Origin of the sequence: Herbaspirillum sp. SJZ106, from assembly GCF_006715495.1 — a bacterium.
Classification (GTDB): Bacteria; Pseudomonadota; Gammaproteobacteria; order Burkholderiales; family Burkholderiaceae_D; genus Herbaspirillum.
Genome location: NZ_VFNI01000003.1, coordinates 595,211 through 609,629, shown reverse-complemented (window position 1 = coordinate 609,629; position 14,419 = coordinate 595,211). Strand labels below are relative to the sequence as shown.

Here is a 14,419-nt window from a genome sequence, read left to right as displayed (position 1 = left end):
TCTCTTCCCATTCACCGCGCCGGCCGCCTCCAGGCGACCGGCGGCCACACACATCCATGAACGTCATCATCACCTCCATTACCGACGACGGCGCGGGCATCCGCATCTTCGAACTGGCCGGCGCCGGCGGCGCACCGCTGCCGCCTTACGCGCCCGGCGCCCATATCGACGTCACGCTGGGCAATGGCCTGGTGCGCCAATACTCCCTGTGCTGCCGGCAACCCTCGCCCGCCGCCTATCGCATCGCCGTCAAGCGCGAACCGGCTTCGCGCGGCGGCTCGGCCTGGCTGCATGAAACGGCGGCAACCGGCGACATCTTGCAAATCGGCGCGCCGCGCAATGCCTTCGGGCTCGCCACCGGCGCCGGCCCGCATCTGCTGCTGGCCGGCGGCATCGGCATCACGCCGCTGCTGTCCATGGCGCATGCGCTGGCGCGCCGGGACGAGGATTTCCGCCTGGCTTGCTTCGCCCGCGATGCAGCGTCATTGGCTTTTCGCCACGAATTGCAGGATCCGATATTGAGAGCGCACGTCAGCCTGCATGCAGGACTGGATGCCCCGCAGACCGCCGCCGCCATCGCCGCCCTGCTGTCCGGTTTCGCCAACGCCCAGGTCTATACCTGCGGCCCGGCGCCCTTCATGGCCAGCGTCGCCCAACAGGCGACGGCCCGTTTCGGCGCCGCTCGCTTCCACCAGGAGTCGTTCAACGCGCCGCAGCCGTCGGCCGGCGACGCGCCATTCCTACTGCGGCTCAAAGACGGGCGCGAAATCGCGGTAGCTGCGGATCGCTCGGCCCTGTCCTGTTTGCAGGAAGCCGGCGTGGATGTGCCCTGCTCCTGCGAGGTCGGCGTATGCGGCACCTGCCAGACCGCCTTGCTGGCGGGACAGGCCGATCACCGGGACAGCTTCTTGAGCGAAGAAGAAAAGGCGTCGGGAAAATGGTTCATGCCCTGCGTGTCTCGGGCCAAGTCTGCGGTGCTGGAAATCGATCTGTAACGCCAGCGATGACAAAGAAAAACGGAGGCCACTGCCTCCGTTTTTCCTTACTGCATGACAGTACGCCTCAAGCCACCGCCACCAACCGGTCGAGCTTCTCGCCGTCGGCCATCAGGCTCTCGCTGTCGGACTCGTGCACGATGCGCCCGCGATCCAGCACGATGGCGCGCTGGGTCAGGGACAGCGCCATGCGCGCATGCTGCTCCACCACGATCACCGACATGCCGTCCTCGCTGACCAGGCGGCGGATCACCTGCAGCAGTTCCTGCACGATGATCGGCGCCAGGCCTTCCATCGGCTCGTCCAGCAGCAGGATGCGCGGGCTCACCATCAGCGCGCGGGCGATCGCCAGCATTTGCTGTTCACCGCCGGAAAGCTGGTTGCCCATGTTGTTGCGGCGTTCCTGCAGGCGCGGGAAGATATCGTAGATCTTCTTCAGGTCCCACTGGCCGCCGCGTGCAACCACGCTCAGGTGTTCCTCCACGCTCAGCGAGGGGAACATGAAGCGCTCCTGCGGCACCCAGCCCAGGCCGGCATGGGCGCGCTTGTGCGTGGGCATGCGCACGATGTCGCCGCCGCGCCAGCGGATGCTGCCGCGATGCAGGCGGGTCAGGCCCATCAGCGTGACCAGCAGGCTGGTCTTGCCGACGCCGTTGCGCCCCAGCAGCGCCAGGCTTTCCCCTTCCCGCATGGAGAAGGACACGTCTTCCAGCACGATCGACTCGCCGTAACCGGCGGTCACCTTGTCGAGCGCCAGCAGCTCACTCATGTTCGGCCTCCCCCAGATAGACTTCCCTGACCCGCTTGTCGGCGGCGATTTCGGCCGGCGTGCCTTCCACCAGCACCTTGCCGCCCACCAGCACGGTGATGCGTTCGGCGAAGCGGAACACCAGCCCCATGTCGTGTTCGATGAAGACCACGGTCACATCGCGCGGCAATTGCGCGATCACCTCGAACAGCTCCTTGCTCTCGGCCGAGGGAATGCCCGCGGCCGGCTCGTCCAGCAGCAGCACCTTGGGCTTGGTGGCCAGCGCCAGCGCGATCTCGACCAGGCGCTGCTTGCCGTAGGCCAGGCTGCGGGTGATGCTGTTGGCTTCGTCCTCCAGCTTGAGCGATGCCAGCAGCGCCATCGCCTCGTCGATCACGTCGCTTTGCTGCGCCACGGTCTGGTGCCACTTGTATTGCATGCCGCGCCGTTCCTGGATCGCCAGCGCCACCGACTCCAGCACGGTGAGGCCGGCGAACAGGGTGTTGATCTGGAAGGTGCGCGTCATGCCGCGCTTGACGCGCTCGTGCTGCGGCAAGGCGGTGATGTCGTCGCCGCCGAACCAGACCTTGCCGCTGCTGGGCGCGAAGCCTCCGGTGAGCAGGTTGATGAAAGTGGTCTTGCCGGCGCCGTTGGGGCCGATCAGCGCATGGCGCGCGCCCGGCGCGAAACTCAGCGACACCTCGCTGTTGGCCACGAAGGCGCCCCAGCGCTTGGTCAGGCCTTCGGTGCGCAGCGTGGTATCCGCGCCTTGCATTGCGCCGCTCATGGCCGGCCTCCCTTGAAGAATTTGTCGCGCAACACCGCCATTGCGCCCAGCAGGCCGCCGCGGGCGAACAGCACGATGACGATCAGCAGCAGGCCGATCCAGAATTGCCAGTAGGCCGGGTTCAGGCCGGACAGGTAATCCTGCGCCAGCATGTAGACCACGGCGCCAACCAGACCGCCGTACAGGCGGCCGGTGCCGCCCAGCACCAGGATGATGAGCAGCTCCGCCGAGCGCGGGAAGCCCAGCACGTCGAGGCCGACAAATTGCGTGGTCTGCGCCAGCAGCGCGCCGGCGATGCCGGCGACCGCAGCGGCGACGGTAAAGATGACCACCAGCCGGCGGTTGACGTCGGCGCCGATGGCGGGCATGCGGCGGCCGCCTTCGCGGATGCCTTTGAGGCCCAGGCCGAACGGCGAATCGACCATGCGGCGCAACAGCACGAACAGGATGAACAGCACCGCAAAACTGTAGACGTAGGCCACCTTGCCGTTGAGGTCGAATTCGAACACGCCGAAGATCTTGTCCATCGCCATGCCCGACAGGCCATCCACGCCGCCGGTGATGAAGGCGGCCTTGTTGGCCGCCTCGAACAGCATCAGGCCGATGCCCAGCGTCACCATCAGGCGCGCCAGGTCGCCGCCGCGCACCACCAGGAAGCTGACCAGGAATCCGGCCACGCCGGCCGTCGCCGCCCCCAGCAGCAGGCCGGTGAGCGGCTCGCCCCAGCCATGCGCGGCCAGCAGGCCGGCGGTGTAGGCGCCCACGCCGAAGAAGGCGGCATGGCCGAGCGAGACAATGCCGGCATAGCCCAGGATCAGGTCCAGCGACAGCGCGAACAGGCCGATGATCATGATCTGGCTGATCAGGATCAGGTAGTCGGGGAACAGGAAGTAGGCGGCCACCGGCAACAGCCAGAAGATGATTTCCAGCGGGGTCCAGCGGCCATTGGGCAGGCGTAGCGAAGACTTCATGGTCGTATCCTGGTGAGTTGCCGCGGGGCTGGCCGCGCCTTCTGGACGCGGTCGGGTGGAAGTGACGGTATTCATCCGCGCCTCCTGATCAGGCCGGCCGGGAACAGGATCAGCAGCACTACCATCAGGCCGTAGATGACGAAGGCGCCGATCTGCGGCACGTAGTATTTGCCGGCCACGTCGAACACGCCCAGGATGATTGCCGCCAGCAGCGGCCCCTTGATGGTGCCGGCGCCGCCCACCGCCACCACCAGCAGGAAGTACACCATGTACTTGACCGGGAAGGACGGGTCCAGCCCCAGCACGTCGATGCCCAGGCCCCCGCCCAGCCCGGCCAGGCCGGAGCCCAGCGCGAAGGTCAGGCTGAATACCCGGCTGACGTTGATGCCCAGGCCGGCCGCGGCCACCTGGTTGTCGACCGAGGCGCGGATCTGCGCGCCGAAGCGGGTGCGTTCGATCAGCAAGCCCAGCGCCGCCGTCACCAGCACCACGATGCAGATCAGGAACACGCGGTAAGCGCCGACGTCCAGCCCGAGCAAGGAGATCTGTCCGCGCAGCCAGTCCGGCAATACCACCGGCTGCTGGGTCGGTCCCCATATCCAGGTGGCTCCGGCCACCGCCATGAAGGTCAGGCCGATGGAAAACAGCACCTGGTCCAGGTGGCTGGACTTGTACAAGCGGCGGTACAGCGAACGCTCCAGCACCAGGCCGACCGCGGCGGCGGCCAGGAATGCCAGCGGCAACGACGCCAGGAACGGCACGCCCATGCGGTTGAGCAACGTCACGCAGACATAGCCGCCCAGCATGGCGAAGGCGCCGTGTGCCAGGTTGATGAAGTTCATCATGCCCATCGTCACCGACAGGCCGACGCTGATCAAAAACAGCAGGCTGCCGTAGGCGATGCCGTCGAACAATACGCCGAAGAGGTTGCCGATCATGGCCGCCCCCTATCCCGGCGCGGCCGTCGTATGCCCGTTACGGGCGTGAAATGACAATGCTTGTGCATGATGCGGCTGCTCTCCTCTTCTGCTCTTGCTCCGCTCTTTTTTACCGGCGGCTTGTGATTGAATGCTTGTTGTATTCTTCGTATTCTTGTGCTTCCTGCCGCAGTCGCCGCCCACGCGCGGCGCCTGCGTCTTGCCTCAGACCCGCTCGATCACCATGGCGATGCCCTGCCCTACGCCGATGCACATGGTGCACAGCGCATAACTGCCGCCGGTGCGCTGCAGCTGGTAGGTTGCAGTCGTCACCAGGCGCGCGCCGCTCATGCCCAGCGGATGGCCCAGCGCGATGGCGCCGCCGTTGGGATTGACGCGCGCGTCGTCGTCGGCCACGCCCAGCTCGCGCAACACCGCCAGGCCTTGCGAGGCGAAAGCTTCGTTCAATTCGATCACGTCCATCTGGTCGATGCCGAGTCCCAGCTGCGCCAGCAGTTTCTTGCTGGCCGGCGCCGGGCCGATGCCCATGATGCGCGGCGCCACGCCGGCGGCGGCCATGCCGAGGATACGCGCCTTCGGTTTCAGGCCGTATTTTTCCACCGCCTCGGCGCTGGCCAGCAGCAAGGCGCAGGCGCCATCGTTCACGCCCGAGGCATTGCCGGCCGTTACCGTGCCGTCGGGACGCACTACGCCCTTGAGCCTGGCCAATGCCTCCATGCTGGTGGCGCGCGGATGCTCGTCCTGCGAGACGGTCACCGGATCGCCCTTCTTCTGCGCAATTACCACCGGCACGATCTCCTGCGCCAGGATACCGTTACTCTGGGCCGCAGCCGCCTTGGCCTGGCTGTTCACGGCGAACTTGTCCTGGTCTGCGCGGTTGACCTTGTAGTCGTCGGCCACGTTCTCCGCCGTCTCCGGCATGGCGTCGACGCCGTACTGTTCTTTCATCAGGCGGTTGACGAAGCGCCAGCCGATGGTGGTGTCGTAGATGGTCGCGCTGCGGGAGAAGGCGCTCTCGGCCTTGCCCATCACGAACGGCGCGCGGGTCATCGACTCCACGCCGCCGGCGATCATCAGTTGTGCCTCCCCCGCCTTGATGGCGCGCGCGGCGGTGCCGACCGCGTCCATGCCCGAACCGCACAGGCGGTTGATGGTGGAGCCGGAAACCTCCTTGGGCAAACCGGCCAGCAGCAGCGACATGCGCGCCACGTTGCGGTTGTCTTCACCGGCCTGGTTGGCGCAGCCGTAGATCACGTCGTCCACCGCGCGCCAGTCGACCTGCGGGTTGCGCTCCATCAGGGCGCGCAGCGGCACGGCGCCGAGGTCGTCGGCGCGCACATCCTTCAAGGCGCCGCCGAAACGGCCGATCGGGGTGCGGATGGCGTCGCAGATAAATACGTCTTTCATGGTTTCCTCATGGTTCCGGTGCAATTCCGATGCAACTCAGGCCGCCGGCAGCAGCGGCGCACCGGTCAGTTGTTGCAATTCGTCGAAGGACAGGCCCTCGACGATCTCGCGCACCTGCAATCCCCGCGGCGTGACGTCGATCACGGCCAGGTCGGTATAGATGCGGTTGACGCAGCCGATGCCAGTCAGCGGATAGGCGCATTTTTCGACGATCTTGCTTTCGCCGCCCTTGGTCTGGTGCTCCATCATCACGAACACCTGCTTGGCGCCGATGGCCAGGTCCATCGCTCCGCCCACGGCGGGAATGGCGTCCGGCGCGCCGGTGTGCCAGTTGGCCAGGTCGCCGCCGGCCGACACCTGGAACGCGCCCAGCACGCAAATGTCGAGGTGGCCGCCGCGCATCATCGCAAACGAGTCGCCGTGATGGAAGTAGGCGCCGCCGGTGAGCAGCGTGACCGGCTGCTTGCCGGCATTGATCAGGTCTTCATCCTCCTGGCCCGGCGCCGGCGCCGGGCCCATGCCGAGCAGGCCGTTTTCGCTGTGCAGGAAGATTTCCTTGTCGGCCGGCAGGTAATTGGCGACCTTGGTCGGCAAGCCGATGCCGAGGTTCACATAGGCGCCCTCTGGAATGTCCTGCGCCACGCGCGCGGCGATCTGGTCACGGGAAAAACGGTTCATTGCTGCACCTCCTTGGTTTGCACGATCCGCTGCACGAAGATGCCCGGCGTGACGATGACTTCCGGATCGATCTGCCCCAGTTCCACCACTTCGCTGACCTGGGCGATGGTGCACTTGGCGGCCATGGCCATGACAGGACCGAAGTTGCGCGCGGTCTTGCGGTACACCAGGTTGCCCCAGCGGTCGCCGCGCAGCGCCTTGATCAGGGCGAAATCGGCGTGGATCGGCGACTCCAGCACGTAATGGCGGCCGTCGATGAGGCGCGTCTCCTTGCCTTCGGCCAGCATGGTGCCATAGCCGGTCGGGCTGAAGAAGCCGCCGATGCCGGCGCCGGCGGCGCGGATGCGCTCGGCCAGGTTGCCCTGGGGCGTGAGCTCCAGCTCGATCTCGCCGGCGCGGTAGAGCGCGTCGAATACATGGGAGTCAGCCTGGCGCGGGAAGGAACAGATGATCTTCTTCACCCGCCTGGACTTGAGCAACGCGGCCAGGCCGGTATCGCCATTGCCGGCATTGTTGTTGACGATGGTGAGGTCGCGCGCACCCTGGGCGATGAGCGCGTCGATCAGTGCGGCCGGCATGCCGGCATTGCCGAATCCCCCGATCATGATGGTGGCGCCGTCGTGGATATCGGCCACCGCCTGCTCCAAAGACTCAAAAGTTTTATCGATCACGTTGCACTCTCTTTTGTTGTCGCCGCTCGGGCGGCTTATGCATGAATCCGATGCCCCAGCCGCCTGCATGGCTCGCTCGGGTATTGCCTCCGATGATTTTTCTTATCGTTCCAAGGCTTTTTTCTTGCCTTATAATGTTCGATAAACGAACTAATGTTTGTTTTTCGCACAAAAAGAGTTTAGCGATCCGGCCCGATCGCCGTCAAGAAAAACCATCCGGATGTGTTCGTTTGCCGCACATGCGTTTAGAATCAATACGCAGCCGATACCGAACCGCCAACATCCGACCGTTACCGCAGACCGATCGAATATGCCTACCACCCCAGCTCCGAAAGCGCGCAAGTCCACTCCCGGAAACGCCGGCAAGACCAAGGCCAAGCAGCAGGAAGCCGAACAGGAACGCGAGCTGACCATCGCCGAGGAAATCGACGCCCTCACCGACCCCAGTTTCATGACTTCGCTGGCGCGCGGACTGGCGGTGATCCGCGCCTTCAGCGATTCGCGCCGCAGCCTGACCATCGCCCAGATCAGCCAGAAGACCGGCATCCCGCGCGCGGCCGTGCGGCGCTGCCTGCATACGCTCAAGCAGCTGGGGTACGCCGATTCCGAGGTCAACAACTTTTCGCTGCGCCCGAAGATCCTGACGCTGGGTTACTCCTACCTGTCCTCCACGCCGTTGACGATTTCCGCCCAGCCCTACCTGAACAACATCAGCCGCACGCTGGGCGAATCCTGCTCGCTGGCCGTGCTGGACGACAACGAAGTGCTGTACGTGGCGCGCTCGGCCGCTTCGCGCGTGATGTCGGTGGCGCTCAACACCGGCAGCCGCCTGCCGGCCTACTGCACCTCGCTGGGCCGCGTGATGCTGTCCCATCTTCCGGATGACCAGCTGAAAGCCTATTTCGAGAAAGTGAAGCTGCGCGCCCTGACCGACAAGACCGTGGTCTCGCAAAAGCGCCTGCGCGAGATCCTGGCCCGCGTGCGCGAAGCCGGCTACGCCGTCATCGATGAGGAACTGGAAGTGGGCCTGCGCTCCATCGCAGTGCCGGTACGCGGCGCTTCCGGCAACGTGCTGGCCGCGCTCAACGTCGGCGCGCAAGCCGCGCGCGTGTCGCAGCGCCAGATGGAAGAAGAGATCCTGCCGGTGCTGCTGCGCGGCGCGCAAGAGCTGTCGGTGCTGCTGCCCTGAACGCCATCGGCTTCTTTTCCGCCCGGACGGCGACGCGCCGCCGGATGCTCCCCGAAAAAACGGCCCGGACATCCTGCTGGATGACCGGGCCGAAGGCGAAGACGGAAACCGCCTTCGCCATTTTCCTCAAGACTTTCCCACTGCCGCTCAAAAGGTGTGGCGAATACCCGTCATCACGCCGACCTGGTTCTTGCCGGCGCCGATCGTGCCGCCCGCATCGATGGCGACAGCCGATGTGCCGCCGTTGGTGATGCGGCCTACCGATGTGTAGAGCGCGGTACGCTTGGACAGGTTGTAGGTCAGGCGCGCCACCAGCAGGTTCACGTCGTTGGGGCTGCTCTTGACATCCAGGCGCGAGATCTGCGCATCCAGCACCAATGCCGTCGAGATCGGATAGCTCACGCCCAGGTAGTACAGGTCGGAGTCGGTATTGACATTGGCCGCCGCGCGAGTGCGACGGTCGATCACGCCGGCGCCGATCTTGGTGTCGCCCAGCATGAAGTAGCCGTTGACGGTGATGCGCTGGTCCGAATTGCTGCTGCTGCTCAGCCCGCCCGATGCACCGGTATTGCCGTACAGGATGTCATAGGAAGTCGTGACGCCGAAACCCTTGCCGTCATAACCCAGCATACCGGTAACCTGGCGGCAGGCCTTGCTGTTGCCGGCCACTTCGCCGGGGCAGTTGGTCGCCGCCGGGCCGCCTGTGCCCGAGGTGTCGCGGCCGAAGCTGTAGGTCGCGCCCAGGGTGAAGCCGCTGAACGTGCCCAGATAGCCGATCGCATTGTCGCTGCGCGCATTGGGCAGGTAAGCGTCGATGCTGCCGATGGCGAAGATGTTGGGTCCCATCACGTCGGTCTTCAGTCCGGACAGGTAAGTCATGTTGACCTGGCGGCCCAACATGATCTGGCCCCAGTCGCCCTTCAAGCCGACGTAGGACTGGCGGCCGAACAGGCGATTGCCCTGCCCCATCGCGCCGGTATCAGGCGCGAATCCCGACTCCAGCACGAACATCGCCTGCAAGCCGCCACCGAGATCTTCCGTCCCCTTGAATCCGATGCGCGAAGGGAACGAGCCCGTCAGCGAGGGCATCTTGAAGTTGGAATTTCCCGCGGCATTGGCGTTGGTGGTGTACACCACGCCGGTGTCAATGATGCCGTAGATGGTGACCGAACTCTGGGCCATTGCCGATCCCGCGCACATTGCGCCGGCCAGTGCGACTGCGCCGCATACCTTTTTTCTTTTCATTGCTGTCTCCTCCTGTTGTTGTATGAACGATTGTTGTTGGCCGGCCTGCTGCCGGCTGCCGCGCCATGATCCGGCGCGTGCCGGCGATTCGCTGCTCGCCGTCCGCTTTCCCTGCCTTGTTGCGAATACCTTGGTCTTTATTTGCGATGTTTCGATACCTGGCCCTGCGAACCGCACCTTGCGCTGGCATGGGCAGCCCTTGCCGCGGAATGCGTGCCGTCGGCTTGCTGCTGATACTGCATGCGATGCGTTACGCGCACCGTATCAAGTCATGTCATGTCATGTCATGTCATGTCAATGGCACCGATCGATGCCTGAGGAAGAACCGTCTCCGCCCTTCTGTTTTTGCTGTTTTATTTGATGTGCGATTACCGAACAATATGTTGTTAACCGAACACTCGTTGAGATACTATTGTCCTCGCCGGAGCTTGTCAACAAAACGCGAACCGGAAAAAAAGACGGCGCGTCGCCTTCAAGCAACAGCAAACGTCCGCGATGCGACAATGGCGGGCGCGACAGAAGCGTTTTCCCATCGACGAAATACGCGTAACCAGGAGACAAAAAATGACGTTCAAGAAAACCGCTTTGCTGGCGCTGCTGGCAGGGGCAAATTTCATCGCGGCCGCGCACGCACAGGCCGAAGACACCATCAAGGTCGGCCTGGTCGCCGCTTTCTCCGGTCCCTTCGCCGACTACGGCAAGCAGATGGAAGGCGGCATCAAGGCCTACATGGCGCAGCACGGCGATCAAGTCGCCGGCAAGAAGATACAGATCATCATCAAGGACACCACCGGGCCTGCGCCGGAAATCGCCAAGCGCCTGGCGCAGGAACTGGTGGTGCGCGACAAGGTCGACTTCCTGGCCGGCTTCGGCCTCACCCCGGAAGCGCTGGCCGTGGCGCCGATCGCCGAACAGGCCAAGAAACCGATGATCGTCATGAATGCCGCGACCTCGGTGATCACCACCAAGTCCAACTACATCGCGCGCTTCTCGATGACGCTGCCGCAGGTCTCCGGCCCCATGGCGACCTGGGCGCTGAAGAACGGCATCAGGCGCGTGGTCACGCTGGTGGCCGACTACGGCCCCGGCATCGATGCCGAGACAGCCTTCAAGACCAACCTGCTGGGCGGCGGCGGCCAGGTGCTCGAATCGATACGGGTGCCGCTGCGCAATCCCGAGTTCGCCCCCTACATCCAGCGCATCAAGGATGCCAAGCCCGAAGCGGTCTTCATCTTCGTGCCGGCCGGCGAGCAGAGCATCGCCTTCATGAAGGGTTATCGCGAGCGCGGCCTGGCCGAAGCCGGCATCAAGGTCATCGCCACCGGCGACCTCACCGATGACCATGTGATGCCGGCCATGGGCGACGCCACGCTGGGCGTGATCACCACCTTCCACTATTCGGCCGCGCACGATTCGCCGGAGAACAAGGCATTCCTGAAGAGCTTCGCTGCCGCCAATCCGGGCGCCGGACGCCCGAACTTCATGGCGGTGGCCGCATATGACGGCATGGCTGCGATCTACGATGTTTCCAAAAAGCTCAACGGCAAGATCGACGGCGACAAGGCCATGGCGATCCTCAAGAACATGAAGTTCACCAGCCCGCGCGGCCCCATCGCCATCGACCCGGCCACGCGCGACATTGTGCAGACGGTGTACGTGCGCAAGGTGGAGAAGATCGGCAACGAAGCCTACAACGTCGAGTTCGACAAGTTCGAGAACGTCAAGGACAGCGGCAAGTAAATTCCCGTCCGAGGCAACCATGAAACGCCGGTGTGCATTGCACACCGGCGTTTTTTCTTGCCTTCGCCGCATGGCGCGGCGGCTGCGCGGCGCCGCCCCGCAAAACAAGCCGCCCGGCCTTCGCAACGCAGCATTCCGATGCATCGCCTGGCATCGACAGCTTGTTCGGTTACCGCCCTCTTTTATGAATATCGAACAAATTTGCATCGGCATGGCACTTGCGTTTACTCCCCACATATTTATACTAAATAACAGTTCTAATTTATAACTAAATTCAAAAACCGACAACGGCAAGATGAGCGAAAGCATGAGCATCCACAGCAGCGAACTCCTGGAAATCCACCACCGCGGCGCCATCGCCGAAATCGCCATCAACCGCGAAGCCAAGCGCAACGCGCTCAGCGATCCGCTGGTGCGCGCCATCCGCGATTGTTTCGAAACCCTGCCCGAAGGCGTCAAGGCGGCCATCATCTACGGCAAGGGAGAACACTTCTGCGCCGGCCTCGACCTCGCGGAATTGCGCGAGCGCGGCACGCCGGAATCGATGCACCATTCGCGCATGTGGCATGCCGCCTTCGAGCAGGTCCAGTTCGGCCGCGTGCCGGTGATCGCGGTGCTGCATGGCGCGGTGATCGGCGGCGGCCTGGAATTGGCGGCGGCGGCGCATATTCGCGTGGCCGAAGAGAGCGCATTCTATGGATTGCCGGAAGGCCAGCGCGGACTGTTCGTGGGCGGCGGCGGCTCGGTGCGCATCTCGCGCCTGATCGGCGTGGCGCGCATGTCCGACATGATGCTGACCGGGCGCGTGCTGTCGGCCGAGGAAGGCCACCAGGCCGGCATCTCGCAATACGCCACCGCCACCGGGAAAGGCCTGGACAAGGCGCGCGAACTGGCCGAACGCATCGCCGGCAACGCGCCGATGACCAACTACGGCGTCATGCATGTGCTGCCGCGCATCCATGACCAGTCGATCCAGGACGGCCTGATGACCGAGTCGCTGATGGCCGCGGTGGCCGGCAGCGATCCGGATACCAAGCGGCGCCTGGCGGCGTTCCTCGACCACAAGCAGAACAAGGTCAAGCCGGCATAATCACGCGTCAGTAATACAGCAGCACATAACAATAGATACGACCGCGCGGCAATGACCGTGCGTATCACATAAACAGAGACATGTATGAACACTCCACCTCGCTATCGCAGCGTCAGGTTCGGCATCGGCGGCGTCGACGTCTTTCCCGCCGCTGACGGCCAGACCATCGTCAAGACCCGCCAACCGCTGCAGGATTACCCCCGGCGGCTGACCGACAAACTGCTTCACTGGGCCGCGCTCGATCCCGAGCGCACCTTCATGGCGCGCCGAGAGGCCGCCGGCGGCTGGCGCCGCATCAGCTATGGGCAAGCGCTGCAAAGCGCCAGGCGCATCGGCCAGGCGCTGCTGCAGCGCGGCCTGTCGGCCGAGCGGCCGTTGCTGATCCTGTCGGAAAACGACCTGGAACACGCCATGCTGGCGCTGGGGTGCCATTACGCCGGCGTGCCTTACGCGCCGGTGTCGTCGGCTTATTCGCTGCTGTCGAAGGATTACGCCAAGCTGCGCCATGCGGTGCAACTGCTCACGCCCGGCCTGATCTTCGCCGCGCATGGCGAGAAGTTCGCCGCCGCCGTCGCCGCGGTGGCGCCCGATATCGAATTCGTGGTGACCGAAGCGCCGCCCGCCGGACGCGCCTGCACCCTGTTTTCCGAACTGGAAGCCACCGCCGCCGGCGAGGAAGTCGAACGCGCCCACGCCGCCACCGGCCCGGACACCATCGCCAAATTCCTGTTCACCTCGGGCTCGACCAGGATGCCCAAGGCGGTGATCAACACCCAGCGCATGATCTGCAGCAACCTGCAGATGATCGCCCAGACCTTCCCCTTCCTGACCGAAGAGCCGCCGGTGCTGGTCGACTGGCTGCCGTGGAACCACACCTTCGGCAGCAACCACAACGTCGGCATCGTGCTCTACAACGGCGGCACCATGTACATCGACGAAGGCAAGCCGACGCCGCAAGGCCTGGCCGTGACGCTGAACAACCTGCGCGAGATCGCGCCCACGGTCTATTTCAACGTCCCGGTCGGCTGGGAAGGCCTGGCCCATGCGCTGGAAAAGGATGAAGCGCTGCGCAAGACCTTCTACAGCCGCCTGCGCATGCAGTTCTACGCCGGCGCCGCGCTGGCCCAGCCGGTGTGGGACAAGCTGCACGCCACCGCCGAGGCGGCCTGCGGCGAACGCATCGTGATGTCGTGCGGACTGGGCATGACCGAGACCGCGCCCTCGGCGCTGTTCGTGGTCGATGAACAGGTGCGCGCGGGGCAGATCGGCATTCCCACGCCGGGCATGGAAATCAAGCTGGTGCCCGACGGCGACAAGCTGGAGATCCGCTATCGCGGCCCCAACGTGACGCCGGGCTACTGGCGGGCGCCGGAACAGACCGCCGAGTCCTTCGACGACGAGGGCTTCTTCCGCTCCGGCGACGCGGTGCGCTGGCTGGACCCGGAACATCACGACCGCGGCTTCATGTTCGACGGCCGCGTGGCGGAAGACTTCAAGCTCTATACCGGCACCTGGGTCAGCGTCGGGCCGCTGCGCGCGCTGATCGCGCATGAAGGCGCGCCCTACCTGCAGGACGCCGTCATCACCGGCCAGGATCGCCACGAGGTCGGCATGCTGATCGTGCCCAACATCGAGCGCTGCCGCCAGCTTGCGCGGCTGCCCGCCGATGCCTCGCGCGCCGAGGTGGTCGCTGCGGCGCCGGTGCGCGCGTTCTTCCAGGAAATGCTGGAACGCCTGCAGCAGCACGCCACCGGCAGTTCCAACCGCGTCGTGCGCGCGCTGCTGCTGGTCGATCCGCCGTCCTTCGACAAGGGCGAAATCACCGACAAGGGCTCGATCAACCAGCGCGCCGTGCTGACGCACCGGGCAGCCCTGGTCGACACCCTGTACCAGGGCAGCGACGCGGCCGTATTGACGGTGCGCGCGCCTGCCGCCGCCACTCATTAAGGACTGACAGGAC

At 64.8% G+C, this 14,419-nt stretch carries 13 protein-coding genes; 5 read left to right on the top strand and 8 right to left on the bottom strand.

What is annotated here, in order from left to right; translation table 11 throughout:
* Positions 1 to 56: 56 nt before the first annotated feature.
* Positions 57 to 995: a PDR/VanB family oxidoreductase gene (locus FB598_RS12625; RefSeq protein ID WP_141914338.1), complete on the top strand. Its 939-nt coding sequence runs from the start codon at positions 57 to 59 to the stop codon at positions 993 to 995.
* A 67-nt stretch (positions 996 to 1,062) separates the two neighbouring features.
* Here FB598_RS12625 and FB598_RS12620 read toward each other — a convergent pair whose 3' ends face one another.
* The 7 genes from FB598_RS12620 to FB598_RS12590 all read right to left on the bottom strand — a co-directional run bounded on the left by FB598_RS12620 (position 1,063) and on the right by FB598_RS12590 (position 7,195).
* Complete coding sequence (locus tag FB598_RS12620) at positions 1,063 to 1,764, bottom strand: ABC transporter ATP-binding protein (RefSeq protein WP_141914339.1); 702 nt, start codon at positions 1,762 to 1,764, stop codon at positions 1,063 to 1,065.
* Complete coding sequence (locus tag FB598_RS12615; protein ID WP_141914340.1) at positions 1,757 to 2,530, bottom strand: ABC transporter ATP-binding protein; 774 nt, start codon at positions 2,528 to 2,530, stop codon at positions 1,757 to 1,759. The genes FB598_RS12620 and FB598_RS12615 overlap by 8 nt, the downstream gene beginning before the upstream one ends.
* Complete coding sequence (locus FB598_RS12610) at positions 2,527 to 3,576, bottom strand: branched-chain amino acid ABC transporter permease (protein WP_141914341.1); 1,050 nt, start codon at positions 3,574 to 3,576, stop codon at positions 2,527 to 2,529. Before FB598_RS12610 ends, FB598_RS12615 begins: the two co-directional genes overlap by 4 nt.
* Complete coding sequence (locus FB598_RS12605; RefSeq protein WP_141914342.1) at positions 3,573 to 4,439, bottom strand: branched-chain amino acid ABC transporter permease; 867 nt, start codon at positions 4,437 to 4,439, stop codon at positions 3,573 to 3,575. Before FB598_RS12605 ends, FB598_RS12610 begins: the two co-directional genes overlap by 4 nt.
* Positions 4,440 to 4,643: 204 nt before the next feature.
* Positions 4,644 to 5,846, bottom strand: coding sequence for a 3-oxoadipyl-CoA thiolase (pcaF, locus tag FB598_RS12600; protein ID WP_141914343.1), 1,203 nt, complete (start codon positions 5,844 to 5,846; stop codon positions 4,644 to 4,646).
* A gap of 36 nt (positions 5,847 to 5,882) precedes the next feature.
* Positions 5,883 to 6,524: a CoA transferase subunit B gene (locus FB598_RS12595; RefSeq protein ID WP_141914344.1), complete on the bottom strand. Its 642-nt coding sequence runs from the start codon at positions 6,522 to 6,524 to the stop codon at positions 5,883 to 5,885.
* Positions 6,521 to 7,195, bottom strand: coding sequence for a 3-oxoacid CoA-transferase subunit A (locus FB598_RS12590; RefSeq protein WP_141914345.1), 675 nt, complete (start codon positions 7,193 to 7,195; stop codon positions 6,521 to 6,523). Before FB598_RS12590 ends, FB598_RS12595 begins: the two co-directional genes overlap by 4 nt.
* A gap of 310 nt (positions 7,196 to 7,505) precedes the next feature.
* Between FB598_RS12590 and FB598_RS12585 the strand changes: the two genes are divergently transcribed.
* Entirely contained in the window at positions 7,506 to 8,384 is an 879-nt protein-coding gene (locus FB598_RS12585) for an IclR family transcriptional regulator C-terminal domain-containing protein (RefSeq protein ID WP_141914346.1), read from the top strand.
* 147 nt (positions 8,385 to 8,531) lie between these two features.
* Here FB598_RS12585 and FB598_RS12580 read toward each other — a convergent pair whose 3' ends face one another.
* Positions 8,532 to 9,629 (bottom strand): porin, encoded by a 1,098-nt coding sequence (locus FB598_RS12580; RefSeq protein ID WP_141914347.1) that lies wholly within the window; start codon positions 9,627 to 9,629, stop codon positions 8,532 to 8,534.
* A gap of 564 nt (positions 9,630 to 10,193) precedes the next feature.
* Here FB598_RS12580 and FB598_RS12575 point away from each other — a divergent pair.
* The 3 genes from FB598_RS12575 (at position 10,194) to FB598_RS12565 (ending at position 14,406) form a co-directional block, all read left to right on the top strand.
* Positions 10,194 to 11,369: an ABC transporter substrate-binding protein gene (locus FB598_RS12575; protein ID WP_141914348.1), complete on the top strand. Its 1,176-nt coding sequence runs from the start codon at positions 10,194 to 10,196 to the stop codon at positions 11,367 to 11,369.
* Between the two features lie 307 nt (positions 11,370 to 11,676).
* Entirely contained in the window at positions 11,677 to 12,459 is a 783-nt protein-coding gene (locus FB598_RS12570) for a crotonase/enoyl-CoA hydratase family protein (protein ID WP_141914349.1), read from the top strand.
* Between the two features lie 84 nt (positions 12,460 to 12,543).
* A complete protein-coding gene (locus tag FB598_RS12565) occupies positions 12,544 to 14,406 on the top strand; it encodes a feruloyl-CoA synthase (RefSeq protein WP_141914350.1) in 1,863 nt (620 codons plus the stop codon).
* Positions 14,407 to 14,419 lie beyond the last annotated feature (13 nt).

Bases quoted from the DNA above. Each gene is read 5' to 3' on its own strand.
- FB598_RS12595 (WP_141914344.1), bottom strand. From the start codon at position 6,524: ATGAACCGTTTTTCCCGTGACCAGATCGCCGCGCGCGTGGCGCAGGAC.
- FB598_RS12585 (WP_141914346.1), top strand. From the start codon at position 7,506: ATGCCTACCACCCCAGCTCCGAAAGCGCGCAAGTCCACTCCCGGAAAC.
- FB598_RS12575 (WP_141914348.1), top strand. From the start codon at position 10,194: ATGACGTTCAAGAAAACCGCTTTGCTGGCGCTGCTGGCAGGGGCAAAT.
- FB598_RS12580 (WP_141914347.1), bottom strand. From the start codon at position 9,629: ATGAAAAGAAAAAAGGTATGCGGCGCAGTCGCACTGGCCGGCGCAATG.
- FB598_RS12625 (WP_141914338.1), top strand. From the start codon at position 57: ATGAACGTCATCATCACCTCCATTACCGACGACGGCGCGGGCATCCGC.
- FB598_RS12605 (WP_141914342.1), bottom strand. From the start codon at position 4,439: ATGATCGGCAACCTCTTCGGCGTATTGTTCGACGGCATCGCCTACGGC.
- FB598_RS12570 (WP_141914349.1), top strand. From the start codon at position 11,677: ATGAGCATCCACAGCAGCGAACTCCTGGAAATCCACCACCGCGGCGCC.
- FB598_RS12615 (WP_141914340.1), bottom strand. From the start codon at position 2,530: ATGAGCGGCGCAATGCAAGGCGCGGATACCACGCTGCGCACCGAAGGC.
- FB598_RS12610 (WP_141914341.1), bottom strand. From the start codon at position 3,576: ATGAATACCGTCACTTCCACCCGACCGCGTCCAGAAGGCGCGGCCAGC.
- FB598_RS12565 (WP_141914350.1), top strand. From the start codon at position 12,544: ATGAACACTCCACCTCGCTATCGCAGCGTCAGGTTCGGCATCGGCGGC.
- pcaF (WP_141914343.1), bottom strand. From the start codon at position 5,846: ATGAAAGACGTATTTATCTGCGACGCCATCCGCACCCCGATCGGCCGT.
- FB598_RS12620 (WP_141914339.1), bottom strand. From the start codon at position 1,764: ATGAGTGAGCTGCTGGCGCTCGACAAGGTGACCGCCGGTTACGGCGAG.